A 25,005-nucleotide genomic window follows, 5' to 3' on the forward strand; every position below is an offset into this window, starting at 1 on the left:
CCTTATTTCATGCGGCTGATCACAACCGTGACTTCGGGCTTTTTACCGATCTCTGCCTTAGCCGTCTGACGCACGATCCGACGCATGGCCTCTTCCAGCTTGTCATCGTCGCGCAGGGTTTTGGCCTCAGCCCGCATCAGGAACTGGTTCAGGTCTTCCTCAAGCACCTCAACAAGCGCCGCGCGAGAGGTTCCGATCTCCGGCAGGCCCATCGTATCGCACCATGGCTCACCCAGAGGCTCGTCCTCTTCATCCAGAATGACGGTCACAGTCACGTGGCCGTTCAGCGCCATGCGGATACGGTCGCGCACAACCCCGTCCAATGCTCCGACCTTGACCGTGCCATCCAGATAGGTCCGCCCGGTCTCAACGTAGTCGACAACCTTGGGCGCATTGCCGGTCAGATCCAGCATGGTGCCGTTAACGGCTAGAACACCCGTGCGTCCACCAGCCTCAGCCAGCTTGGCATGTTCGCGCAGGTGGCGGTGTTCGCCATGCATCGGGATCACCATCTGCGGGTCGATCAACCCATGGACTTTCTCAAGATCCGGCCGGTTGGCATGGCCCGAAACGTGATATAGGCCCGAGCTGTCATCCACCACATCCACGCCCTTTTCGCTGAGCTGGTTGATGATGAAAATCACCCCGCGCTCGTTGCCGGGAATGGTCTTCGAGGAGAACAGGAACAGGTCGCCCTCTTTCAACTCGACGCCGCGGTACTTGCCACGAGCCAGCTGTGCGCTGGCGGCGCGGCGTTCGCCCTGGCTACCGGTTACAATCAGCATCAGGTTCTGACGTGGAAGCTCTACAGCCTCTTCGGCGCTGATCACTTTGGGAAAATCAGACAGGATGCCGGTTTCCGTTGCAGCCTCGATCATCCGGCGCATGGCCCGGCCCAAAAGCACGACCGAACGCCCGGCCCGCTGGCCAGCCTCGGCCAAGGTCTTAACCCGCGCGACGTTCGAGGCGAATGTGGTCGCCACGACCATACCTTCAGCGCTTTCGACAAGCTTGGTGATCTCGGGTCCGACCTCGGACTCTGAGCGTCCGGGGTGGTTTGAGAACACATTTGTGCTGTCACAGACTAGGGCCTTCACGCCGGTTTTGGCGACCTCGGCCCAAAGGTCGGGATCAAACGGTTCGCCCACCACCGGGTTTGTATCCAGTTTGAAATCCCCCGAATGCACGATCCGCCCTTCGGGCGTGTCGATCACCAGCGCGGCGCTTTCGGGGATCGAGTGCGATACTGGCAGGAAGCCAACGGTGAAAGGCCCGGCCGAGACCTGCTCGGGCCAAGCCGAGGCAGTGAGCACAGCATCTTCAGGGTGGCCGTGTTCTTCCATCTTCCGACGGGCGATATTGGCGGTGAAAGCGCGCGCATAGATCGGTGCACCCAGCGCCTCGTAGCAATGCGCAACGGCGCCCACGTGGTCTTCGTGCGCGTGGGTGACAAAAACCGCCTCAAGCCGGTCGGCGCGTTCCTTTAGCCATGAGATATCGGCATGGATCAGGTCCACCCCCGGCGTGGTATCCATGTCAGGGAAGGTCACACCCAGATCGACGAGGATCAGGCGTTCCTTGCCCGGCGCGCCGTAGCCATACACATAGGCATTCATGCCGATTTCACCGGCCCCGCCCAACGGCAGGTAGATCAGTCTTTCGCTGCTCATGTTGAGCCATTTTCCTTGTTATAGCGATGGATCACGGTCAGCCCGTGCATCGTCAGATCATCTTCGATTGCGTCGAACCCCACGTCGGCCTGATCGAACAAGGGTGCGAGCCCTCCGGTTCCAACGACTTTCATCGGCATTCCGTATTCGGTCTTGATGCGGGCGATCAGCCCCTCGATCAGACCGGAATAGCCCCAATACACGCCCGATTGGATACAGCCAACCGTATTCGTACCAATCACCTTTTCCGGGCGGGTAATGTCGATATGTGGCAGGGCGGCGGCCCCTTGGTGCAGTGCCTCAAGGCTCAGGTTTACGCCCGGCGCAATGATGCCTCCGACATAGGCCCCATCAGAGGCGACGACATCAAAGTTGGTCGCGGTTCCGAAATCGACAACCACAACGTCTCCGCCATGACGGTCAAACGCCCCCACCGCATTGGCGAGGCGATCAGGCCCCGGCACCGTGCCTTCGTCAATGCGTGGTGCGACCGGCAACAGGCAATCCGGTTTGCCCACAACCAGCGGACGGCAGCCAAAAAACCGATCCGCAAAGATGCGCAGGTTAAACACCACGCGCGGCACGGTCGAGGCAATGATTACGTCGGTAATGTCAGCCTCGATACCGTAGTGTTTCACCAGCGTGGAATACCAGGTGAAATAGGCATCCGCCGTGCGCGAGTGATGGGTCGAGGTGCGCAGGGTACACAGGAAACTCTCACCATCCCAGATCGAGAAAACGGTATTTGTATTGCCGCAGTCGATGGCCAGAAGCATCTGAGCCCCCTTCAGAAAAACACGTCCGCCGCAGGAATGCTCACACGGCCTTTGGCGGTGTTTAGGACAAGGTTGCCCCCCACGTCTACCGTTTCGAAGGTACCAACCGTTTCCGACGTAGCGGTACGGGCGGTAATGACCTCACCCAGCCGCGCTGCGCGGGCCAACCATGCCGTGCGGATCGGTTCAAAGCCGTAAGTGACGAATTGGGTTTCATAGCCGGCATAGGCGATGGCGAGTTCGGTCAAAAAATCCTCAGGCGTGACATGCGCACCGGTTTCCGAAAGCAGAGAAACCGGGCGAACGGCACCCGGCTCAACCGCGCCTGCGCCAGGGGCTTCGGTCAGATTGACGCCGATCCCAATCGACAGATGTGAAACTCCGCGCCCCTGCCCCGTGCTTTCCAGCAATATCCCCGCAAGCTTGCCGCCGTTCAGCAAAACATCATTGGGCCATTTTAGCGACAAACCTGACGCTCTGCCGGTCACAGCGACACAGGCATCGAACAAGGCCAAAGCCGCTACGAAGCTGCGCAGAGCCGCACTCTCCGGATCACCTTGAGGGCGCATCAGAAGGGTCGAGGCCAAATTGCCCTTGGGATTGGCCCAAGCCCGCCCTCGCCTGCCGCGCGCTGCGGTCTGGTGATGTGCCATGATCCACACGGGGCCTTGCGCCGTGGGTGCAAGACGCGCGGCTTCGTTCAGCGTGCTGTCCACCTCTTGCAAAATGTGCAGGCCGTACCCGTCAGGCCAACTGCTCATGTCAGTAAGGCCCACTTGCGGGGTTGCGCAGTTGCATCGTGTTGGCGGCTTTCATCAATTGACAAGCGTGGCTGCGGCAGCTGCTGCTGCACCCTCGACACCAAACTGGTAGAACACACCGATCAGCATCAAAGCCGCCGATCCCATCAAGGCCACCCACAATACAGGGTTTGAGCGAGTTTCGATGGGCTCTTCGTTCTCGGCGCCGAAATACATGTAGAAGACGATCCGCAGATAGTAGAACGCACCGATGACCGAGGCGATTGCCGACACGATCACCAACCCAGTCAGACCCGCGCTGACACCCGCCTGCCAAACGCCGAACTTGGCAAAGAATCCAAGCATGGGCGGTACACCCGCCAAGCTGAACATGAGGATCAGAACGGCCAGAGCCTTTCCCGGATCGCGCTTGGAATACTGCCGCAAGGCGTCGATGTCGGTGACCGGTTTGCCGTCGCGCTCCATCATCAAAATGAACGCGAAGGTGCCGATATTCATCGTTACATAGATCGCCAGATACATCAGCATAGCTTTCACGCCCAGCTCAGTTCCTGCGGCCAGACCGATCAGCGCATAGCCCATATGGGCGATCGAAGAAAACGCCATCAGACGTTTGATGTCGCGCTGCCCAATCGCGGCAACCGCACCGAGCAGCATGGACAGAACCGACAGCAACACGATCACCTGCTGCCAGTCCTTCACGATGCCGCCAAACGCGTCGTGCAGCAGGCGCGCAAACAGCGCCATGGCAGCCACTTTCGGAGCGGTCGCAAAGAAGGCTGTGATCGGGGTCGGAGACCCTTCGTACACGTCCGGGGTCCACATGTGGAAGGGCACGGCCGAAACCTTGAAGGCCAGACCCGAGATCAGGAAGATCAGACCAAAGAGTAGACCGATCGAGACGTCTCCGGCCTGAACGGTGGCGATGATGCCCGAGAACAGCGTGGTGCCGGTAAAACCGTAGACCAACGACGCGCCATAGAGCAGCAGGCCCGAGCTAAGCGCACCCAGAACGAAGTATTTCAGACCGGCCTCGGTCGATTTCGCACTGTCCCGACGCAGCGCCGCCACGACATAGAGCGACAAGGATTGAAGCTCCAACCCCATGTAAAGCGACATCAGATCGCCCGCACTGACCATCATCATCATCCCGACTGCAGCCAATGCGACCAGCACAGGGTACTCAAACCGCAGCAGGTTGCGGCGGGCCATGTAGTCCTGGCTCATGACCAGAACGGTAGCGGCGGAAAGTAAGATCGCAACCTTGGAAAAACGCGCAAAGCCGTCATCCACGAACATTCCATTGAACGCCACGTTGGTCCCGTCACCATTACTAGAGATCCAAATCGCCAGAAGCGCCATCAGACCTGCCGTGGACCAGACCAATGCCGGAGCCAGTTCGTCCTTCTTGGTGTAAACGGCCCCGATAAGAGCAGCCATCGCATATACGGCCAGAACGATCTCTGGCAGGATTATCGTCAGATCAGCTTGGATCATGTCTCCAAAGCTCCCTTAATGCGAAGCGGCTGTTTGGGTCGCAGCCTCAGCCGCGGCCAGAGCCGTGTCATAGTTCGAAATCAATGCAGCGGTCGAGTTGCCGATCACATCGGTCACCAGCGACGGATAGACGCCCAGCAGGATGGTCATCACGATGAGCGGCGCAAAGATCAGCCGCTCACGCGAGCTCATGTCCGTCATCGCCTTCAGGCTTTCCTTGATCAGATCGCCGAACACGACCCGACGGTAGAGCCAAAGCGCATAGCCTGCCGAGAATATCACGCCGGTCGCGGCCACTGCGGTTACCCAGGTGTTGACCTGGAATGCGCCCATCAGGGTCAGGAACTCGCCGATGAAGCCCGAGGTGCCTGGCAGGCCTACATTGGCCATGGTGAACAGCATGAAGACCAACGCGTAGGCGGGCATCCGGATTACCAGACCTCCGTATGCGTCGATATCCCGCGTGTGCATCCGGTCGTAGATCACGCCGACGCACAAGAACAGCGCCGCAGAGATAAACCCGTGGCTGAGCATCTGGAAGATCGCGCCATCAATACCCTGCTGGTTCGCCGCGAAAATCCCCATGGTCACAAAGCCCATATGCGCGACCGATGAGTATGCGATCAGCTTCTTCATATCCTCCTGCACCAGCGCCACGAGCGAGGTGTAGACAACGGCGATGGCTGACATCCACAGAACCAGATCGGTCATCACCGCCGAGCCAACCGGGAACATCGGCAGGCTGAAGCGTAGGAAGCCATAGCCGCCCATTTTCAACAGGATCGCCGCGAGCACGACCGAACCCGCCGTCGGGGCCTGCACGTGCGCGTCCGGCAACCAGGTATGCACCGGCCACATCGGCATCTTCACCGCGAAGGATGCAAAGAATGCCAGGAACATTAGCGTCTGCATCCCGCCGACGATGTAGACGCCCATCACGCTAAAGCTTTCGGACGAGAACTGATGGGTCATCAGCGCCTCGATATCCGTAGTGCCAGCATCCGCGTACATCGCAACCATCGCCACCAGCATCAGCACCGAGCCGAGAAAGGTATAGAGAAAGAACTTGAAGCTGGCGTAGATGCGATCCTTACCGCCCCAAATGCCGATGATCAGGAACATCGGGATCAGGCCTGCCTCGAAGAACAGGTAGAACAGCACCAGATCCAGCGCCATGAACACGCCCAGCATCAGCGTTTCCAGCAGTAGGAACGAGATCATGTATTCCTTGACCCGTTCGGTCACGTTCCAGCTGGCCAGAATGGTCAGGGGCATGATGAAGGTAGTCAGCAACACGAACAGCACGCTGATGCCATCGACGCCCATCTTGTACTTTAGACCCATCAGCCACTCACCCTCTTCCACCATCTGGAAGCCGGTGTTCGAAGGATCAAAGCCCGTGTAGATGCCAATCGACACAAGGAAGGTAACAGTGGTCGCCAACAGCGCCACCCACTTGGCATTCCGCTGCGCCGCCGCATCATTTCCGTGCAGGAACAGAGCCAGAATACCCGCAGCAATGGCCGGAATGAAGGTCACGATCGAGAGGATATTGTCCATTACTGCGCCCCTCCGCCGATCGACATCCAGGTCACAAGGGCCGCGATGCCCAGCACCATCCAGAAGGCATAGGTAAAGATGTACCCGGTCTGCGCCTTGCCTGCGAGGCGGGTGAAGAAGGGAACAACGCCCATTGCTACTCCGTTCAGGAAGCCATCAATTGTGTTGCCATCGCCGCGCTTCCACAGAAGGCGGCCAAGGGCCAGAGTGGGTTTGACGAAGACCGCATCATAGATCTCGTCAAAGTACCATTTGTTCAGCAGGAACAGGTAAAGCGGGCGCTGGTTTGCAGCCAGACGCGCGGGCAGCGACGTGTTTACGATATAGAACCAGTAGGCCACGACAAACCCAAGCAGCATCGCCACGAAAGGCGATACCTTAACCCATTTCGGGACGGCATGGGCGTCATCCAGCACGGTATTGTCCGGTGCGATATACAAAGCGCCCTCACCCGGTTCGCCCGCGAAGACATAGTGATGATCTCCGTGGCCGTCTTTCTTGCCATGCGCCTCATCTGCATGATCATCCCCGTGCGCCTCATCCGAGTGGGCATCGGCATGATCGTCACCGTGATGCTCTTCGGCGGTACCATCGGCAACATGCTCGGCATGGGTCGCTTCGTCATGACCTTCACCATGCGCTGAGGCCTCGGCCACCGGGATCCCGTAGAACTTCCCGACCTTGTCCGTGTGACCGAAGAAGTTGCTGTACCAGATCATCCCTGCAAAAACCGCGCCCAGCGACAGAACACCCAGAGGGATCAGCATCACCTTCGGGCTTTCATGCGCGTGTTCATGGGTATGTTTGTCCCCACGCGGCTCGCCATAGAAGGTCAGGAAAATCAGACGCCAGCTGTAGAACGAGGTGAAGACCGCAGCGATAACCAGCATCCAGAAGGCATAGCCCGTGCCGCCCGCAAAGGCGCTTTCAATGATTGCATCCTTTGACAGGAACCCGGCAAAGCCGAAGGTGGTCAGCGGGATACCGACACCCGTGATGGCCAGCGTTCCGATCATCATCGCCCAGAACGTATAGGGAATTTTCTTCCGCAGCCCGCCGTATTCGGTCATTTCCTGCTCGTGATGCATCGCATGGATCACCGAACCAGCCCCGAGGAACAAAAGCGCCTTGAAGAAAGCGTGCGTCAGCAGGTGGAACATCGCCGCCGAGTACATGCCGACGCCTGCGGCCACGAACATATAGCCCAGCTGCGAACAGGTCGAATAGGCGATGACGCGCTTGATGTCGGTCTGCACCAGACCCACGGTCGCCGCAAAAAACGCAGTCGAGGCCCCAAGGAAGGTGATGAAACCGGTCGCACCTGGCGCGAACTCCATCAGCGGCGACATGCGGCAGACAAGGAAGACACCCGCCGTAACCATCGTCGCGGCGTGGATCAAGGCCGATACAGGCGTCGGGCCTTCCATCGCGTCCGGCAACCATGTGTGCAGGATCAACTGCGCCGATTTCCCCATCGCGCCGATGAACAGAAGGACACAGATCACCTCAACCGCGTTCCACTCACCCCAGAGAAAGCTGAGTTGCATTTCCGACAGGTCTGAGGCCGAGGCAAAAATATCCGAGAAGTTGATGCTGTCAGTCAGCAGGAAGATCGCGAAAATCCCCAGCGCAAAGCCGAAATCGCCAACCCGGTTGACGATAAACGCCTTCATGGCCGCCGCATTGGCGCTGGACTTGCGATAATAGAAACCGATCAGCAGGTATGAGGCGACGCCCACGCCCTCCCAGCCGAAGAACATCTGTACCAGATTGTCGGCAGTCACCAGCATCAGCATCGCGAAGGTGAAGAAGGACAGATAGGCAAAGAAGCGCGGCTTATAGCTTTCGCCCTCGCGCCATTGCGGGTCGTGATCCATGTAGCCGAATGAATAGAGGTGCACGAGCGCCGAAACCGTCGTCACCACGATCAGCATAATCGCGGTCAGGCGGTCCAGACGAATAGCCCAGCTTGTCGAGAGTGAGCCGCTCTCGATCCAGCGCAGGATTTCGATCTGTTGGGTCTGACCGTCAAAGGCCAGGAACACGATCCACGACAGCAGACAGGCCAGAAACAACAGGCCCGTCGCGGTCCACATGGCGGCTTTCTCACCGATGAACCGCCAGCCGAACCCGCAGATCAGAGCGCCCACGAGCGGGGCAAAGAGGATGGTGGTTTCCATAGTTCTCTTAGCCCTTCATCATATTGACGTCTTCAACCGCGATGGTGCCACGGTTGCGGAAGAAGCAGACCAGAATGGCCAGACCAATCGCCGCCTCCGCCGCCGCAACGGTCAGCACGAACAGCGTGAACACCTGCCCGACCAGATCGCCGAGGAAGCTGGAAAACGCCACAAGGTTGATATTCACCGCCAGCAGCATCAACTCGATGCTCATCAGCAGAATGATGACATTCTTGCGGTTCAGGAAGAGACCGAAGATGCCGATGACAAACAGCGTCGCCGCGACCGTAAGATAGTGTTCAAGTCCGATCATCTTCTCAAAGTCCCTGCCCCGGTTTCACGTCCTTCAACTCCATCGCCTTGGCCGGGTCGCGCATCATCTGGCCGACGATGTCCTGACGCTTGATGTCCTGACGGTGGCGCAAAGTCAGCACGATGGCGCCGATCATCGCCACCAGCAGGATCAAGCCCGCCAGTTGGAACAGAAGGAAGTATTGATCGTAAAGGATGACACCCAGCGCTTCGGTGTTGTGGCGGTCGCTCGGAACCGGTTGAGCCAGATTGGCCTCAACGCCTTGCGCGCTGTCCCACGCTCCGAACGCCATGATGAACTGCATCAGGATCACCAGACCAATCAACAGAGCCAGCGGCATGTACCGCGCCATTTCGGCCTTCAACTCGGCAAAGTCCACGTCCAGCATCATCACCACGAACAGGAACAGCACCGCAACCGCACCCACGTAGACGATGATCAACAGCATCGCCACGAACTCGGCCCCCAGCAGTACGAACAGCCCAGCCGAGGATAGGAAGGACAGGATCAGCCACAGCACCGAGTGCACCGGCTGACGGCTGATCACCGTGAACAGCCCGCCCGTGATGGCGCTTATGGCAAACAGATAGAAGGCAAAGACGGTCATTGATCCTCATCCTCGTTGTCGCCCAGGACCTCTTGCGCCAGATCCAGCGCGCGGGTCATGGCCGGGATGCCAGCAAAGACCGACATCTGACCGATCGTTTCCACGATCTCTTGTTTCTTTGCGCCCGCCTCAAGCGCATGGCGCACCGTCTGTCGCACGGCCGAGTCCGCCTGCGCGCCCTGACAAGTCAGCCCGGCCAGCGTCAGCAGCAGACGCGTCTTGGCATCCAGCCCGTCCTTGTTGACGGTGTTGCCGAACATCATTTCCATGACCTCTTTGGGCATGGTCGGCCATAGGTTCTCAAACCCCTTGGGCGAGAAATTCTCCATCGCCGGATTCATCGCCTTGGCCATGTCCTGCGCCTGCTTCATCATCAGTTCAAAGGGATTTGTCGGCGTGTCACTCATCTGTACGGTGCATCCATTTCCAGATTACGGGCGATTTCAGCTTCCCAGCGTTCACCGTTGTCGAGCAGTTTTTCCTTGTCGTAAAACAGCTCTTCCCTTGTTTCCGTGGCGAATTCGAAGTTCGGGCCTTCGACAATTGCATCGACCGGGCAGGCCTCCTGGCAGAAGCCGCAATAGATGCATTTCGTCATGTCGATGTCGTAGCGCGTGGTGCGACGGCTGCCGTCTTCGCGCGGTTCGGCGTCGATTGTTATGGCTTGCGCCGGACAAATCGCCTCGCAAAGTTTGCAGGCGATGCAGCGTTCCTCGCCGTTTGGATATCGGCGCAAGGCGTGCTCGCCGCGGAACCGAGGCGACAGAGGGCCCTTTTCATGCGGATAATTCACGGTGGCCTTGGGCGCGAAGAAGTATTTTAGCCCCAGCTTCATGCCGACCCAGAAGTCTTGCAGCAGGAAGTACTTGGCAGCGCGGGTGTAGTCGATTTGAGTCATATCAGCCTCCTACGCTCCAACGCGCAAACGCGCCCCAGAACCAGTCGAATTTTGCCGCGAAGGCCACGAAAACCACCCAGGCCAGCGAGAACGGCAGAAACACTTTCCAACCCAGACGCATCAACTGGTCATAGCGGTAACGGGGCGTGATCGCCTTGACCATCGCGAAGAGGAAGAAGAAGAACGCCATCTTGGCAACCATCCACAGCACTCCATCCGGCAGGCCCGGGATCGGTGATAGCCAGCCGCCGAAAAACAGCAGCGTGGTCAGCGCGCACATTAGGAAGATGGCGATGTACTCGCCCGCCATGAACAGCAGGAAGGGCGTGGCCGAGTATTCGACCTGATAGCCTGCGACCAGTTCCGACTCCGCCTCGGGCAGGTCGAACGGTGGGCGGTTTGTTTCGGCAAGTGCCGAGATGAAGAACAGGAAGACCATCGGGAAATGCGGCAGCCAGTACCAACTAAAGAAGCCAAACGAGCCATCCTGTGCGCGGACGATGTCGCCAAAGTTCATCGAACCCGTCGAGATGATCACGCCGATGATAATCAGACCGATTGACACTTCATAAGAGATCATCTGCGCCGCAGAGCGCAAAGAGCCGAGGAACGGGTACTTTGAGTTCGACGCCCAACCGCCCATAATCACACCGTAAACCTCCAACGAGGATACGGCGAAGACATAGAGGATCGCCACGTTCAGATCTGACAAAACCCAGCCGTCGTTGAATGGGATCACGGCCCAGGCGATCATTGCCAGGACGAACGACGTTAGCGGAGCCAAGATGAACACGGTGCGGTCCGCGCCTGCCGGGATGACGACCTCTTTGACCACATATTTCAGCGCGTCGGCCACCGATTGCAGCAGACCATAAGCGCCCACCACATTGGGGCCACGGCGCATCTGAACAGCGGCCCAGATCTTGCGGTCACCATAGACAAGGAACAACAGCGAGATCATCACAAAGGCCACGACAGCGAGAACCTGCGCCAGGATGATCAGGGCGATGCCGCCCGGTGTGTTAAAGAAGTCAGCCATTGGTCCTCACACCGTGGGTCGTCGGGGATATCTCTGCGGGACGGATCATTCTGCGGCCATCCTGTCTGTGTTTTTCGCCTGCGCCGACAGCTCGGCCATCAGTTGCGAGGCGCGCGCGATCGGGTTGGTCAGGTAGAAATCCTTGACCGCATTGCGGAAACTCGCCTTGCCCAGTACGCCAGCCTCAAGCGGCTGCACCTCATTCTCGATCACCTCGTCGATACGCGCCAGATGCGGTACCGCCTCGATCAACGCGGATCGCAATTGCGCCAAAGAGTCGAAAGGCAACGTCGCACCCAAATCGGTCGAGAGCGCACGCAAGATGGCCCAGTTTTCCTTGGCCTCACCCGGCGCAAAGCCAGCCCGCATGGCCAGCTGAGGGCGGCCTTCGGTGTTCACGAACAACCCGTTTTCCTCGGTATAGGCGGCAGCGGGCAGGATCACATCAGCGCGGTGTGCGCCACGGTCGCCATGGCTGCCTTGATAGATGACGAATGCGCCGTCACCGATCTCGACCTCATCCGCGCCGAGGTTATAGATCACATCAGACGCGCTGATCGCGCCCATACCACCCGCGTTGGTGGCATCCACATCCATCGCGCCCACACGCGCGGCGGCGGTATGCAAGATGATCAGCCCACTTTCGGTATTGTTTGCAACGGTTTGCGCGGCGGCCAGAACAGCGGCACCATCTGCCTCTTGCAGCGCGCCTTGCCCTACAATGACCAAAGAACGTTTTGCTTTGATCTCATCATCGCCGCCCATGTCGACAACCTTTTGCAACGCGGCACGGTCATCGCCCATGTGGTGGTATTCATAGGTCAGATCGGCCGCCGGGCCGACCAGAGCAACCTCGGCCCCGTGCGCCCAAGCCTTGCGGATGCGGGCATTCAGAACCGGAGCCTCATCGCGCGGATTGGTGCCGATCAGCAGAATGCGCTCGGCCATGTCGATATCTTCGATCGCGGCGGTCCCGGCATAGGCTCCGCGGTTGCCCGCGGGCAGCTTGGCCCCGTCCGTGCGGCATTCGACAACGCCGCCCTGCCCTTCGATCATCTGTTTCAGCGCAAAGATCGCCTCAACCGGGGCAAGATCACCAATGAGACCTGCCGGTTTTTCGGCCCCTTTCAGCGCTTCAGCGGCTTTGGTCAGCGCCTTAGGCCACGAGGCTGGACGCAGCTTTCCGTTTTCGCGCACATACGGACGGTCCAGACGCTGACGGCGCAACCCGTCCCAGACGAACCGGGTCTTGTCGCTGATCCATTCCTCGTTCACGCCGTCATGGTTACGCGGCAGGAACCGCATCACTTCACGCCCTTTGGTATCCACGCGGATGTTCGAGCCCAAAGCATCCATGACGTCAATGCTCTCGGTCTTGGTCAGCTCCCACGGGCGCGCGGTGAAGGCATAGGGTTTCGAGGTCAGCGCCCCCACGGGGCACAGATCAATGATGTTACCCTGCAGGTTCGAGTGCAGCGTCTGGTTCAGGTATGAGGTGATCTCAGCATCCTCGCCCCGCCCCGTCTGACCCATCTGAGTGATGCCGGCGACCTCAGTCGTGAAGCGCACGCAGCGCGTACAGCTGATGCAACGAGTCATCGCGGTGCCGACCAGCGGCCCCAAATCCAGATCGTCAACGGCGCGCTTGGCTTCCTTGAAGCGCGAGCCAGACACACCATAGGCCATCGCCTGATCCTGTAGATCGCATTCACCGCCTTGGTCACAGATCGGACAATCCAGCGGGTGGTTGATCAGGAGAAACTCCATCACCCCTTCGCGGGCCTTCTTGACCATGGGTGAGTTCGTCTTGACCTGAGGCGGCTGCCCCTCCGGCCCCGGCCGCAGATCCCGCACCTGCATCGCGCAAGAGGCCGCAGGTTTCGGAGGGCCGCCCACGACCTCAACCAGACACATCCGGCAATTCCCCGCAATCGAAAGACGTTCGTGGTAGCAGAAGCGCGGCACCTCAACCCCGGCCTCTTCACAGGCCTGGATCAGGGTCATGGCACCATCGACTTCGATTTCCTGCCCGTCGATATTGATCTTGCGGAGGTCAGACATCGTCAGTTCGCCCTCAAATAAACGCCGATGGCGCTGTTTCTGTCGATTTCCTTCCGTCCCAAAGTGCAGAAGGAATTCGGGTTCTCGTAGGTCACCCCGTTGGAGGCCAGATAGGCCTCGCCCTTGGCGCGCATCCGGTCTTTTTCGGCGTCGGATTCGACATAGGCCCGGATCTCTTGGTCCGAGTAGCCAAGGCTGTTCGCCTCGGACCGCAGCCCCCACATCACGTTGATCGCTTTCAGCTTCCGCCCGCTGATCGAGGGGCAATAGTCCGAAATCTCTTTCGCGACAGCAATGTAATACAGCTCATTGTCGATCTGTTTCACCTCACGCAGAGGCGGCTTGGCCTCGGCGATCGCTGGGATCATCAGCGCAAGACCGATGGCAAGTGTTTTCGCATAAGACATGACAGGTCCTTCCTTCTTGGATCGACCAAGATGGGTGTCGCCCTGTCTGCTATGCAATAACAGACCGCTGGCCCTGCCGTGATATGCGGAAAACAGCCTCATGGTCTTTGGCAGGTTCCCGCAAAAGTCAGTTTGTCGTCGCTGATGCGCAGGTTCTGCGGTTCGGTATCCGGGCCAACCTTCCACACGATACGCGACGAGCCGAAGTTCTGGATGCAGAATTTCGTGCCCTCGAACCGGCCAGCCTCACGCGCGCCGTCAAGCGAGGCTGACACGTTGTTCACGACAACGGTGAACTCGGTCGGGGTGTTGCGCTTGTCGACCGACTTGGCCTTGGCGCGGAAAAACTGCCCGTCAAACAGCACACGGTCCTTGGACGAGGTGACGGTGCAAGCCGAGATCAGCACAAGCCCTGCAAGGCCAGCTAAGGTTGAAAATTTCATAGTCTTCACATTGTTTATTCCTGTCAGATGGCTGGCATCTGGGCGGCTGCGCGCGCAATCAGAATGGTGTGTCATCCCGCTCACTCCGCTGCGACCTGAGCGCAACGATTGTCGCGCCACTTGCTTGCTTGTTTCAAATCCGCCCATCCAAAGGCGTGTTCACTTGGACCTTCCTGGCGCAGACACTCTAGCCGCGCCATGGCTTCATCCAGATCCGGCTGGTGCCCTGCGGGCACCCACCACATGACGAAATGCTGATCCCCCAGCAGTTCAAACCACTCCTGACGGCGGTCATAAAACTGTTTGTGTATGGTGCCCCAGACAAATGTCTCAAGGCTCGCGACATCTTCCCAGACCGTCAGGTTGGCAACAAATTGAGGATCGCCCCCAATTGCGTTTTCCGTATTCCCGGTTCCCGGTTCGCCCGAGCCTTCCATCATCCATACAAAGCCCGGCATCCGCTTGCCCAAGCCGTTGACCTTGTCGAGATTGGCCATGAACTCAGCCACCCGAGGGTCATCCGTCGGAGCAAGCAGGCGGCCAATATTCAGTTCGGCCAGATGATATCCGTCGGGCTGCCTGATCATTCCGCTGCCATAGCCCCCATGCGGCCTGATTTCTGCGCCTTGATGCGGTCCTCGATCTCTTCGCGGAAGTTGCGGATCAGGCCCTGGATCGGCCAGGCCGCCGCATCGCCCAAGGCGCAGATCGTGTGGCCTTCGACCTGTTTGGTCACGTCAAACAGCATGTCGATCTCTTCCAGCTCCGCCTCGCCGCGCACAAGGCGGTCCATCACGCGCATCATCCAGCCGGTGCCTTCTCGACAAGGCGTACACTGGCCGCAGCTTTCGTGCTTGTAGAATTTCGACAACCGCCAGATCGCCTTGATTATGTCGGTGGACTTGTCCATCACGATCACCGCTGCCGTCCCAAGGCCCGAGCCCAGTTCACCACGCAAATAGTCGAAATCCATGATCGCATCGCGCATGTTTTCACCGCGCACGCACGGAACGGACGATCCACCCGGAATGACGGCCAATAGGTTATCCCAGCCGCCACGAATGCCTTCGCAATGGGTTTCGATCAGCTGCTCGAACGGGATCGACATCGCCTCTTCGACGACGCAAGGGTTGTTCACATGGCCCGAGATTGCAAACAGCTTGGTGCCCGCATTATTCTGACGACCAAAGCCCGCGAACCAATCCGCGCCCCGGCGCAGGATGGTCGGTACAACGGCGATGGACTCCACGTTGTTCACCGTGGTCGGGCAACCATAGAGGCCAGCCCCCGCCGGGAACGGAGGCTTCATGCGTGGCATGCCCTTCTTGCCCTCAAGGCTTTCGATAAGCGCAGTTTCTTCGCCGCAGATGTAAGCGCCCGCGCCGTGATGCAGGAAGATGTCGAAATCCCAGCCCGAACCAGCCGCGTTCTTGCCCAACAGCCCGGCGTCATAAGCCTCATCAATCGCGGCCTGCAGCGCCTCACGCTCGCGGATATATTCGCCGCGCAGGTAGATATAGCAGGTGTGCGCATTCATCGCGAAAGAGGCAATCAGGCAGCCTTCGATCAGCGTATGTGGATCGTGGCGCATGATCTCACGGTCTTTGCAGGTACCCGGCTCGGATTCGTCCGCATTCACGACCAGATAAGACGGGCGCCCGTCGCTCTCTTTTGGCATGAACGACCATTTCAGGCCAGTTGGGAAGCCCGCGCCACCGCGCCCACGCAGGCCCGAGTCTTTCATCGTCTGGATGATCCAATCCCGGCCCTTTTCGATCAGGCCAGCGGTGCCATCCCAATGCCCTCGGGCCTGCGCGCCGCGCAGAGTACGCTCGTGCATCCCGTAGATATTGGTAAAGATCCGGTCCTGATCCTTCAGCATCGCGTGTTACCCTCAGCTGTCCTGACGCATGCGCCAGAGTTGAAATATGTTGACGCCTGCATAGATGAACCCGGCCAAAGCGGCGAAATCAAATAGCAGCGCATAGCGCCCCGGCATTCCAATTGCAGGGCCAATGAACAAAGTCATGCCAAGCCAAACCACCATCGTCACGGCGATGACGATGCCTATATGACGGCCCTTGCGGGCTATGGCTTGTTCTTTGTCCTTGTCCATCTCGTCCTTGAGCCCTTGCAGGGCGTTTAGTCTTCGTAAGTGCCGTCTTCCTTGGCACGTTTGGCGAATTCGGTCTCATCCCCAACGGCCAGCTTGGCCGCTTGCTCAATCCAGCCATCGCGTTCGATCCGGCCCTTGAACTTCAATCGCGCATCCACCCAGGCCACGTGCCCAGGCGTCCAGGCCGCGATCTGATCATAGTGGAAAAAGCCCAGATCGTTCAGCGTCTCTTCCAGCTTTGGCCCCACACCTTTGAGCATCTTGAGGTCATCCGGCAGGCCCCCACGCGCCTCAGTCAGCGTTCGGGGTTTATCTTCTTCGACTTCTTTCGCTTTGGCCTCAGCGGCCTGTTTCACGGCAGGTTTCGGTGGCTCAGGCGCTTTCGGCGGTTTCGCTGCCGCCGAGGCTCCGGCCTGTTTGCCGTCTTTCCCCAGCCAGGGCGTGAGGATCGGAACCTCGGTCCCGTCGATCCGCTTGACCGTATCGCCCAGTTCGGCCGCCAAGGCCACGCTGGCATTGTGTTCTGGCTTTCCAGCCTCATGTTCCGTCAGGCTGCTGAGGCCTTTCAAAGGCTCAGCGGCATAACGCCCGTTCTGAGGGCCGGGCGTGGGAACTTTACCTGCTGCCAGATCGTCAACGATCTTGCCAAAGCTCTCGGCGGTCAGGTCTTCGTAGTAATCCTTGCCAATCTGCGCCATCGGAGCATTCGTACAGGACCCGAGGCATTCCACCTCTTCCCAGCTCAGCTTGCCATCGGCGGATAGCACGTGTGGCTTGGCTGCGATCTTTTCCTTGCAGACCGCAATAAGATCCTCGGCACCGCAAATCATGCATGAGGTCGTGCCACACACCTGAATATGCGCCACAGAGCCGACCGGCTGCAGTTGGAACATGAAGTAGAACGAGGCGACCTCGAGCACGCGAATATAGGCCATGCCCAGCATGTCGGCGACGGATTCAATTGCCGGGCGGGACAGCCAGCCCTCCTGCTCTTGCGCGCGCCAAAGCAGAGGGATCACCGCACTGGCTTGGCGGCCCTCAGGGTATTTGGTGATCTGCGCTTCGGCCCATTTCTGGTTGGCAGCGGTGAAGGCAAAGCTATCAGGTTGTTCGGGATGAAGACGGCGGAGCATTAGCGGTCAATCTCTCCAAATACGACGTCCATGGTGCCGATGATGGCGGCGACGTCAGCCAGTTGGTGGCCTTTGGCGACGTGATCCATGGCTTGCAGATGCAGGAATCCCGGTGCGCGGAGTTTGGCGCGGTAGGGTTTATTGGTGCCGTCGGCGACAAGATAGACGCCGAACTCGCCCTTGGGGGCCTCGACGGCGGCATAAACCTCACCCGCAGGGACGTGGAAGCCTTCGGTGTAAAGCTTGAAGTGATGGATCAGGCTCTCCATCGAGGTCTTCATGTCCGAGCGTTTCGGCGGGGTGATCTTGCCACGCGCCAGAACGTCGCCCGGGCATTCGCGGATTTTGGCGATGGCCTGACGGATTATCAGCAGTGACTGGCGCATCTCTTCCATGCGGCAGAGGTAACGGTCATAGCAGTCGCCATTCTTGCCGACGGGGATCTGGAACTCGAACTCGTCATAGCATTCGTAGGGCTGCGCGCGGCGCAGGTCCCATGCCAGACCTGATCCACGGACCATCACGCCCGAGAAACCGTATTTCTGAATGTCATCCTCGGTCACGACGCCAATATCGGCGTTGCGTTGCTTGAAGATGCGGTTTTCGGTCAACAACCCGTCAATGTCGTCGAGAACGGCGGGGAATTCGTGGCTCCATGTCTCGATATCATCCAACAGTTCGGGCGGGAGGTCCTGATGGACGCCGCCGGGGCGGAAATAGGCGGCGTGCAGGCGGGCACCACAGGCGCGCTCATAGAACACCATCAGCTTTTCGCGTTCTTCAAAACCCCACAGCGGCGGGGTCAGAGCGCCTACATCCATCGCTTGCGTGGTCACGTTCAGCAGATGGTTCAGAATACGCCCAATCTCAGAATACAGAACCCGGATCAACGAGCCACGGCGCGGCACTTCCACGTCAGTCAATTTCTCAATCGCCAGACACCAAGCATGTTCCTGGTTCATCGGCGCCACGTAATCCAGACGGTCGAAATACGGCAGGTTCTGCAGATACGTCCGGCTTTCCATCAGCTTTTCGGTGCCACGGTGCAGCAAGCCGATATGCGGATCGCAGCGTTCGACGATCTCTCCGTCCAGCTCAAGCACCAAACGCAAAACTCCATGTGCGGCAGGGTGTTGCGGGCCGAAGTTGATGTTGAAGTTTCGGATTTTCTGCTCGCCGCTCAGCGCGTCCGTGCTGCCGTCATCATATCTTGAGCCGTCCATCACCGCCCCCGCTTTTTCTTCGCGTCCGCGCGCACCCGGACCTTCTCGGCCTCAGCTGCCTTGGCTGCGGCGCCGGCAAGCAGCACCCCAAGAGCGCCCAAAATGATCAGTTCCCCCAGCATCTCAGCGACGCTCCATCTCTTGCAGCTTCATGGCCATGATCCACAAAAGGATCAGCGTTCCAATCGGGATGACACAGGCAAACGCCCAGAACTTCTCGATCCCGAAATGCGGCAGCAGTTTCAGCATCGGGATGATCGTGGCGATCGTGAAAGCGATCCAGATCAGGAACTCCATGGCTTACGACTCCTGTTTTTCATCCCCTGGAAGAATGTAGTTGGCACCTTCCCATGGGGACATGAAATCAAACTGACGGTATTCCTGCACGAGGCTGACGGGTTCATATACCACGCGTTTCTGCGCTTCGTCATAGCGGACCTCGGTGTAGCCTGTGGTCGGGAAATCCTTACGCAGCGGGTAGCCGCGGAACCCGTAGTCGGTCAGGATGCGCCGCAGGTCCGGATGGCCCGAGAACAAGATGCCGAACATGTCGAAAACCTCACGCTCGAACCAGTTGGCCGAGGGATGCGTATCGACGATCGAGGGCACCATGTCCTCTTCCCTTATGGAAACCCGCAGGCGAATGCGCTGGTTCTGGTACATCGACAGGAAGTGATAGACCACGTCGAACCGCTTCGCCCGTTCGGGGTAGTCTACGCCCGTGATATCAACCAGCGTTGAGAACTGGCAGGAGCGGTCGCTTTTGAGGAATTCGATGAATTCCACAAGGTTTGACGGCGCCACATCCACATTCAGCTCACCATGCGTGACATCCCAAGACAACACACAGTCGGACCGTTTCAGCTCCAGATGCGTACCGAGTTCTTTGAGTGCTTCGCTCATCCGCCCTCTCCCTTAGCGCACGATCGTGCCGGTACGGCGGATTTTGCGTTGCAACTGCATCAAGCCGTACAGCAGCGCCTCGGCGGTCGGAGGGCAGCCGGGGACGTAGATATCCACCGGAACGATACGGTCACAGCCGCGAACAACCGAATAAGAATAGTGGTAGTAGCCGCCACCATTGGCGCAGGACCCCATCGAGATCACGTAGCGCGGCTCTGGCATCTGGTCGTAGACCTTACGCAGCGCAGGAGCCATCTTGTTGGTCAGCGTACCGGCCACGATCATCACATCAGACTGGCGCGGCGAGGCACGCGGCGCGATGCCAAACCGTTCCGCGTCATAGCGCGGCATCGAGGTGTGCATCATCTCAACCGCGCAACAGGCCAAACCGAAGGTCATCCAATGCAAGCTGCCCGTCCGCGCCCAATTGATGATGTCTTCGGTCGAGGTCAGCAGGAAACCTTTGTCCTGCAGCTCGGCATTGAGGGCCTGGGTGGCGACTTCTTTGTCGACGCCGGCGGTATTTGCACCCGTCATCACTCCCATTCCAAGGCCCCCTTCTTCCATTCATAGGCAAAGCCGATGGTCAAAACGCCCAAGAAGACCATCATCGACCAGAATCCCACATCGCTGATGTCCTTGAAGCCCACGGCCCAAGGGAACAGGAAAGCAATTTCGAGGTCGAAAATGATGAAGAGGATCGAAACCAGATAGAAGCGCACATCGAACTTCATCCGAGCGTCATCAAACGCGTTGAAGCCGCATTCATAGGCGCTTACTTTTTCGGGATCGGGGTTGCGAACTGCCAGAACGACAGCTGCCAGAATCAGGACAATTCCCAGGCCGATGGCTACGGCCAGAAACACCAGAATAGGGAGATACTCCCGCAGCAGGTCTTCCACGTCTAGCTCCTTTCCTGCGCATCCCCTTTCGGAGGGCGCCGTCAATTGGCGTGTTGACTCGACTTTCTCTAGCCCCGCGCGGTCAGAGGGTCAACCGAACACAAGCGCGCACCACGTCATTCATCCCCTTGACAGACCTTCGGGAATCACCCGGATTTCGCATCAGCGGACAATAGACGTCCCAAGTTAAACTTTGTTATTCCACTTGGGGTTACGTTTTTCAAAGAAAGCTTCGATGCCTTCGCGTGCTTCAGGCGTCTCCCATCGGGCGACCAACGCTTGGATGGTATGGTCAATCACACTGTCGTCAAGACGCGGACCGAGGTTTTGAACCAAGGCCTTAGCCGACGCCACAGCCCCCGGCGCACAGGACAGGTAGGGGGTGATTTCATCCTCGACAGCGCGCATCAGCTCATCACTTGGCACCGCTTTTGCCAAAAGGCCAAGCTCCACCGCCTCTGCCGCGTCAAACAAACGCGCCGACATGAAAACACGCCGCGCGCGGGCCTCACCCATTCGCGCGATCACGTAAGGCCCAATCGTCGCTGGGATCAAGCCCAACCGGGTCTCGGTCAGGCCCATTTTCAGGGTGTCAACGCCCACCGCGACGTCGCAGACCGAAGCAAGCCCAACTCCACCGCCAAACGCGTTGCCTTGCAATGCACCAATCAGAGGTTTTGGCATCTCGTTCAGCGCCTTAAGCATTTCCGCCAGTTTGCGCGCCTCGGTAAATCGGGTCTCGGCATCCGCAGCCATCTGATCGCGCATCCACCCCAGATCGCCCCCGGCGCAGAAGCTTTTGCCGGAGCCGGTCAGCACAACAACACGCACCGCCTCATCGCAGCCCAGCTGCGCCGCTGCCTGGGTTAATTCGCTGATCATCAGCGCCGACATGGCGTTGTGCTTTTCGGCTCGCGACAGGGTCAGCGTCGCGACACCCCGGTCATCCGCGACGACCGCAATTGTTTCAAACATGTCAGCCCCTCATGGCCTGCGTAATCTGCGCGGCTTCGTCCAAAACTGCTGCGTCCAGACCGGTCTCATATCCCAGCCGCTCCAGATGGGCAGCGACGGCCTCAGTCGCCACATTGCCAGCTGCGCCGGGTGCATAAGGGCATCCACCCAAGCCACCGACCGCAGCGTCAAACACCCGCACGCCCAGCGCGAGCGAGGCATCAATATTGTCCATCGCGCGCCCATTGGTGTTGTGGAAATGGCCCGCAAGCCGGGTAACGGGCACCCTGTCGCGCACTGCCAGCAGCATATGCGCGATCTTGTCCGGGGTTCCCTGCCCGATCGTATCGCCCAGCGAAATCTCATAGCAACCATGCGCGAACAGAGCGTCCGCGACCTCTGCCACTTTTTCGGGTGGGGTCGGACCGTCATAGGGGCAATCGGTCACGCATGAGACATAGCCCCGGACCGGCAGGTCGATATGGCGCGCAGCCTCAAGGATCGGTACGAACCGTTCGATGGATTCCGCGATGGTCGCGTTGATGTTGGCTTTTGAGAACCCCTCGGAGGCTGATGCAAACACTGCGATCTCATCCGCTTTGGCCGCCAGCGCGTCTTCATAGCCGCGCATGTTCGGCGTCAACGCCGCATAACGCACGCCCTCGGCCCGTTTGATTCCAGCCAGAACCGCGCCGCTTCCTGCCATCTGGGGCACCCATTTAGGGGACACGAAACTGGCAACCTCAATTCGGTTGAACCCGGCGCGGCTCAGGCAATCGACCAGCGCCACCTTCTCGGCCACCGGAATCTCGCGCTTTTCGTTCTGAAGCCCATCCCTTGGCCCGACCTCGAATATCTCTACTCGTTCTTTCATCAGTGCATCCCTCCCCGGCTTCTTTTCGTTTTAAATTCGGATGGCCCGACTGTGCCACGCAATGCACGGACCGAACAGATCAATCCTCGGCCAAGCGAACAAGGGCCGCCCCGGCCTCAACCTGCGCACCTGCGTCTGCCAACACCTCGGCCACCACACCATCGCGGGCAGCGAGCAGTGAATGCTCCATCTTCATGGCTTCCAGAATCGCCAGCCGGTCGCCCTCTTTCACGGCCTGCCCAGCCGAGGCGAAGACGGCCTTGACCAGTCCCGGCATCGGCGCCTCGATCACATTGGTATCTCCTGCAGCGCTGGCATCGCGATCCAAGGGGTCAACGATTTCGAACATCTGCCCATAGTCTTCAAACACCGTGACCTGAGGCCCAGAGACGGCGACATTGGGCATGCGTTGTCCATCAATGGTCCAGCCACCATTGCGCTGCGCAACCACCTGCGCGCCATTCACAGTCCAGACCTGCCGATGCGGGCTTTCGACCTGAACATCCAGATCAATGACCTCTCCGTCGCGCATCAGCTGCACTGCCCGGCGCAACGGTCCCCACAGGGTGAAGCCAGCCTCTGAGGTCGTCTCTGTTAGCCCCAGCGCTGTCATCGCCGCGGCCACAACCGAGGCATTGGTCGTGCCTGACGTCCTTACCAGATCCTCCAGATCGCGCCCGATCAGACCCGTATCCACGTCGCCCGAGGCAAACCCACCATGGCGAGTCAGAGCGCCAAGGAAGGCCAGATTGGTCACCGTCCCGGCAACCTCGGTTTGACGCAGGGCGCGATGCAGGCTCTCAAGCGCGACCGCGCGAGTCGGACCATGCACGACGACCTTGGCGATCATCGGATCATACCAGGGGCTGATCGTATCCCCCGCCCGCACACCACTATCCGCGCGGCATTCAAGCGGAAACCGCAGATGGGTCAGAGTTCCCGTTGCGGGCAAAAAGCCCTTGGGCACATCCTCGGCATAGAGCCGCGCCTCAAACGCGTGACCATTGATCGACAGGTCGTTCTGCTGCTTCGGAAGGCTTTCTCCCGCTGCTACGCGCAACTGCCATTCGACCAGATCAACGCCCGTAATCGACTCAGTCACCGGATGTTCAACCTGCAGTCGCGTGTTCATCTCCATGAACCAGAAGCGATCCGGCCGCAGCCCTTCGGACGCGTCGACAATGAACTCAACCGTCCCGGCACCTTTGTAGCCGATTGCCTCTGCCGCACGCACACCGGCCTGCCCCATCGCCTCGCGCATCTCAGCCGTCATCCCGGGGGCCGGAGCCTCTTCGATCACCTTCTGATGCCGCCGTTGAAGCGAGCAGTCCCGTTCAAACAGATGCACCGCATGGGTGCCGTCGCCGAAAACTTGAACCTCGATATGCCGAGGTTTGGCTACGAATTTTTCAACCAGAACCGCGTCATTGCCAAAGGCGGTCCTAGCCTCACCGCGCGCGCTGTCCAGAGCGTCTGAGAAAGCTTCGGGAGTCTCGACCAACCGCATACCTTTGCCGCCGCCGCCTGCAACCGCCTTGATCAGCACGGGATAGCCAATGGCCGCGGCTGCCTCGGCCAGATGAGCGGGGTCCTGATTGTCACCGTGATATCCGGGCACAACGGGAACGCCTGCCTCCTCCATCAAAGCCTTGGCCGCATCCTTAAGACCCATCTTACGGATCGCATCCGCCGAGGGACCAATGAATGTCAGCCCTGCGGCCTCAACCGCATCCACAAAATCCGGGTTCTCGGACAGAAACCCATAGCCGGGATGGATCGCCTGCGCCCCGGTCTCGAGCGCCGCCTGGATGATCACATCCCCCTTTAGATAGCTTTCAGCCGGAGCGGCCCCGCCGATATTCACCGCCTCATCTGCCATCTGCACATGCTTCGCCGTGGCATCCGCATCCGAATAGACAGCAACACAGGACACACCCATTTTCTGAGCGGTTTCAATGACCCGACAAGCAATCTCGCCACGGTTTGCGATTAGGATTTTATTGAACATCTGGGAGCCCCTACCACCAAGAACCGCTTTTTTCGTCTTGCAGATGCGCCCTGACATAGTCAGGCAGCGGCCACGCATCGCGGTCCATTCCGCTGATTTTACCAAGATGACCATCACGATAGGCGTGATAGTAGAGCTCGGGATGAATTGTGATTTCGATCTCGGCCAATGCCCGTTCTACTTTAACCTTGGTACGATCAATTTCGTCAGCCAGCTTTGCCTCATCGCTTTTCCCCGACAAAATACGCGGAAGCGATATGTCACCTAAGACTCTTTTGCCCACGGACATTGCTGCCGCCAAAACGAGGTTTCCGACCAGCCCGCCAACAATATCGACTGCCGAATTCAGACCAAAGCTCCAGCTCAGCCAGCCCCGTTTTCCCTTCTTTGCCGCGAGTTCAGCACGCATCCGATCGAATTCGCGTGCAAATACCACACGAAACTCACGTGCAAATCGTGTCCGGCTAAAGTCATCTCGACCTGCTAAAATCCGAATGACTGGGCGCACGAAGTAGCCGCCATTTGACCGATCTACGAACTCCTCAAAATCAAACAAGAAAAAATAGTCCTCAGGATCCCGAGAGTTGTGGACCAAATAGACCGAGATTTCGGCCCGTGTGGTCAAATCGGGGATTTTGAGTTCCGGGATTGTGTCCCAAAGTTTTTTCTTCAGGTCCATG

The 25,005-nt window shown here is 58.9% G+C and carries 28 protein-coding genes; all 28 read right to left on the reverse strand.

Features of this window, described 5'->3' with window-relative positions; translation table 11 throughout:
• Positions 1-2: 2 nt before the first annotated feature.
• Positions 3-1,670 carry a ribonuclease J gene (locus tag ACR0J4_RS10270; protein ID WP_170642987.1) on the reverse strand — a complete coding sequence of 556 codons (1,668 nt, stop codon included), beginning with the start codon at positions 1,668-1,670 and terminating at the stop codon, positions 3-5.
• Positions 1,667-2,446, reverse strand: coding sequence for a type III pantothenate kinase (locus tag ACR0J4_RS10275; protein ID WP_170642988.1), 780 nt, complete (start codon positions 2,444-2,446; stop codon positions 1,667-1,669). The genes ACR0J4_RS10270 and ACR0J4_RS10275 overlap by 4 nt, the downstream gene beginning before the upstream one ends.
• Positions 2,447-2,457: 11 nt before the next feature.
• Positions 2,458-3,207, reverse strand: a complete 750-nt coding sequence (locus tag ACR0J4_RS10280; RefSeq protein ID WP_170642989.1) for a biotin--[acetyl-CoA-carboxylase] ligase — start codon at positions 3,205-3,207, stop codon at positions 2,458-2,460.
• Between the two features lie 54 nt (positions 3,208-3,261).
• On the reverse strand, positions 3,262-4,704 hold the full coding sequence (gene nuoN / locus ACR0J4_RS10285; RefSeq protein WP_170642990.1) for an NADH-quinone oxidoreductase subunit NuoN: 1,443 nt from the start codon (positions 4,702-4,704) through the stop codon (positions 3,262-3,264).
• Between the two features lie 15 nt (positions 4,705-4,719).
• A complete protein-coding gene (locus tag ACR0J4_RS10290; protein ID WP_170554341.1) occupies positions 4,720-6,264 on the reverse strand; it encodes an NADH-quinone oxidoreductase subunit M in 1,545 nt (514 codons plus the stop codon).
• Complete coding sequence (gene nuoL, locus ACR0J4_RS10295; RefSeq protein ID WP_170554339.1) at positions 6,264-8,444, reverse strand: NADH-quinone oxidoreductase subunit L; 2,181 nt, start codon at positions 8,442-8,444, stop codon at positions 6,264-6,266. The genes ACR0J4_RS10290 and nuoL overlap by 1 nt, the downstream gene beginning before the upstream one ends.
• A gap of 7 nt (positions 8,445-8,451) precedes the next feature.
• The gene (gene nuoK / locus ACR0J4_RS10300; protein ID WP_005984024.1) at positions 8,452-8,757 is read right to left on the reverse strand and encodes an NADH-quinone oxidoreductase subunit NuoK; all 306 of its coding nucleotides are present in this window, start codon (positions 8,755-8,757) and stop codon (positions 8,452-8,454) included.
• Between the two features lie 4 nt (positions 8,758-8,761).
• Positions 8,762-9,364, reverse strand: a complete 603-nt coding sequence (locus ACR0J4_RS10305) for an NADH-quinone oxidoreductase subunit J (protein ID WP_170642991.1) — start codon at positions 9,362-9,364, stop codon at positions 8,762-8,764.
• Positions 9,361-9,771, reverse strand: a complete 411-nt coding sequence (locus ACR0J4_RS10310) for a carboxymuconolactone decarboxylase family protein (protein WP_170642992.1) — start codon at positions 9,769-9,771, stop codon at positions 9,361-9,363. Before ACR0J4_RS10310 ends, ACR0J4_RS10305 begins: the two co-directional genes overlap by 4 nt.
• Positions 9,768-10,262: an NADH-quinone oxidoreductase subunit NuoI gene (nuoI, locus tag ACR0J4_RS10315; RefSeq protein ID WP_039524264.1), complete on the reverse strand. Its 495-nt coding sequence runs from the start codon at positions 10,260-10,262 to the stop codon at positions 9,768-9,770. Before nuoI ends, ACR0J4_RS10310 begins: the two co-directional genes overlap by 4 nt.
• 1 nt (position 10,263) lies before the next feature.
• Complete coding sequence (gene nuoH / locus ACR0J4_RS10320; protein ID WP_170554334.1) at positions 10,264-11,301, reverse strand: NADH-quinone oxidoreductase subunit NuoH; 1,038 nt, start codon at positions 11,299-11,301, stop codon at positions 10,264-10,266.
• Between the two features lie 45 nt (positions 11,302-11,346).
• Positions 11,347-13,362, reverse strand: coding sequence for an NADH-quinone oxidoreductase subunit NuoG (gene nuoG, locus ACR0J4_RS10325; protein WP_170747316.1), 2,016 nt, complete (start codon positions 13,360-13,362; stop codon positions 11,347-11,349).
• A 2-nt stretch (positions 13,363-13,364) separates the two neighbouring features.
• The gene (locus ACR0J4_RS10330; protein ID WP_419738285.1) at positions 13,365-13,769 is read right to left on the reverse strand and encodes a DUF5333 domain-containing protein; all 405 of its coding nucleotides are present in this window, start codon (positions 13,767-13,769) and stop codon (positions 13,365-13,367) included.
• Between the two features lie 98 nt (positions 13,770-13,867).
• Positions 13,868-14,212 carry a hypothetical protein gene (locus ACR0J4_RS10335; RefSeq protein WP_170554328.1) on the reverse strand — a complete coding sequence of 115 codons (345 nt, stop codon included), beginning with the start codon at positions 14,210-14,212 and terminating at the stop codon, positions 13,868-13,870.
• A gap of 80 nt (positions 14,213-14,292) precedes the next feature.
• Positions 14,293-14,799 carry a DUF3291 domain-containing protein gene (locus ACR0J4_RS10340; RefSeq protein ID WP_170554326.1) on the reverse strand — a complete coding sequence of 169 codons (507 nt, stop codon included), beginning with the start codon at positions 14,797-14,799 and terminating at the stop codon, positions 14,293-14,295.
• Positions 14,796-16,094 carry an NADH-quinone oxidoreductase subunit NuoF gene (nuoF, locus tag ACR0J4_RS10345; protein WP_170554324.1) on the reverse strand — a complete coding sequence of 433 codons (1,299 nt, stop codon included), beginning with the start codon at positions 16,092-16,094 and terminating at the stop codon, positions 14,796-14,798. The genes ACR0J4_RS10340 and nuoF overlap by 4 nt, the downstream gene beginning before the upstream one ends.
• Positions 16,095-16,106: 12 nt before the next feature.
• Positions 16,107-16,328, reverse strand: coding sequence for a DUF5337 domain-containing protein (locus ACR0J4_RS10350; RefSeq protein ID WP_170467891.1), 222 nt, complete (start codon positions 16,326-16,328; stop codon positions 16,107-16,109).
• Between the two features lie 26 nt (positions 16,329-16,354).
• Positions 16,355-17,461 carry an NADH-quinone oxidoreductase subunit NuoE gene (nuoE, locus tag ACR0J4_RS10355; protein WP_170554322.1) on the reverse strand — a complete coding sequence of 369 codons (1,107 nt, stop codon included), beginning with the start codon at positions 17,459-17,461 and terminating at the stop codon, positions 16,355-16,357.
• A complete protein-coding gene (locus ACR0J4_RS10360; RefSeq protein ID WP_170642996.1) occupies positions 17,461-18,684 on the reverse strand; it encodes an NADH-quinone oxidoreductase subunit D in 1,224 nt (407 codons plus the stop codon). The genes nuoE and ACR0J4_RS10360 overlap by 1 nt, the downstream gene beginning before the upstream one ends.
• Complete coding sequence (locus ACR0J4_RS10365; protein WP_419738290.1) at positions 18,684-18,806, reverse strand: hypothetical protein; 123 nt, start codon at positions 18,804-18,806, stop codon at positions 18,684-18,686. The genes ACR0J4_RS10360 and ACR0J4_RS10365 overlap by 1 nt, the downstream gene beginning before the upstream one ends.
• A 1-nt stretch (position 18,807) precedes the next feature.
• On the reverse strand, positions 18,808-18,981 hold the full coding sequence (locus ACR0J4_RS10370) for a hypothetical protein (RefSeq protein WP_170461080.1): 174 nt from the start codon (positions 18,979-18,981) through the stop codon (positions 18,808-18,810).
• Between the two features lie 3 nt (positions 18,982-18,984).
• Positions 18,985-19,587 carry an NADH-quinone oxidoreductase subunit C gene (locus ACR0J4_RS10375; protein WP_170375126.1) on the reverse strand — a complete coding sequence of 201 codons (603 nt, stop codon included), beginning with the start codon at positions 19,585-19,587 and terminating at the stop codon, positions 18,985-18,987.
• 12 nt (positions 19,588-19,599) lie between these two features.
• A complete protein-coding gene (locus ACR0J4_RS10380; RefSeq protein WP_037307875.1) occupies positions 19,600-20,133 on the reverse strand; it encodes a NuoB/complex I 20 kDa subunit family protein in 534 nt (177 codons plus the stop codon).
• A complete protein-coding gene (locus ACR0J4_RS10385; protein ID WP_170375125.1) occupies positions 20,124-20,489 on the reverse strand; it encodes an NADH-quinone oxidoreductase subunit A in 366 nt (121 codons plus the stop codon). The genes ACR0J4_RS10380 and ACR0J4_RS10385 overlap by 10 nt, the downstream gene beginning before the upstream one ends.
• A 186-nt stretch (positions 20,490-20,675) precedes the next feature.
• Complete coding sequence (locus ACR0J4_RS10390; protein WP_170554318.1) at positions 20,676-21,464, reverse strand: crotonase/enoyl-CoA hydratase family protein; 789 nt, start codon at positions 21,462-21,464, stop codon at positions 20,676-20,678.
• A gap of 1 nt (position 21,465) precedes the next feature.
• Positions 21,466-22,317 carry a hydroxymethylglutaryl-CoA lyase gene (locus ACR0J4_RS10395; protein WP_170554316.1) on the reverse strand — a complete coding sequence of 284 codons (852 nt, stop codon included), beginning with the start codon at positions 22,315-22,317 and terminating at the stop codon, positions 21,466-21,468.
• A 79-nt stretch (positions 22,318-22,396) separates the two neighbouring features.
• Positions 22,397-24,325 (reverse strand): acetyl-CoA carboxylase biotin carboxylase subunit, encoded by a 1,929-nt coding sequence (locus ACR0J4_RS10400; protein WP_170642997.1) that lies wholly within the window; start codon positions 24,323-24,325, stop codon positions 22,397-22,399.
• Positions 24,326-24,335: 10 nt separating this feature from the next.
• Positions 24,336-25,004 (reverse strand): hypothetical protein, encoded by a 669-nt coding sequence (locus ACR0J4_RS10405; protein ID WP_170642998.1) that lies wholly within the window; start codon positions 25,002-25,004, stop codon positions 24,336-24,338.
• Position 25,005: the final 1 nt, after the last annotated feature.

The organism is Ruegeria sp. B10 (genome assembly GCF_056539825.1).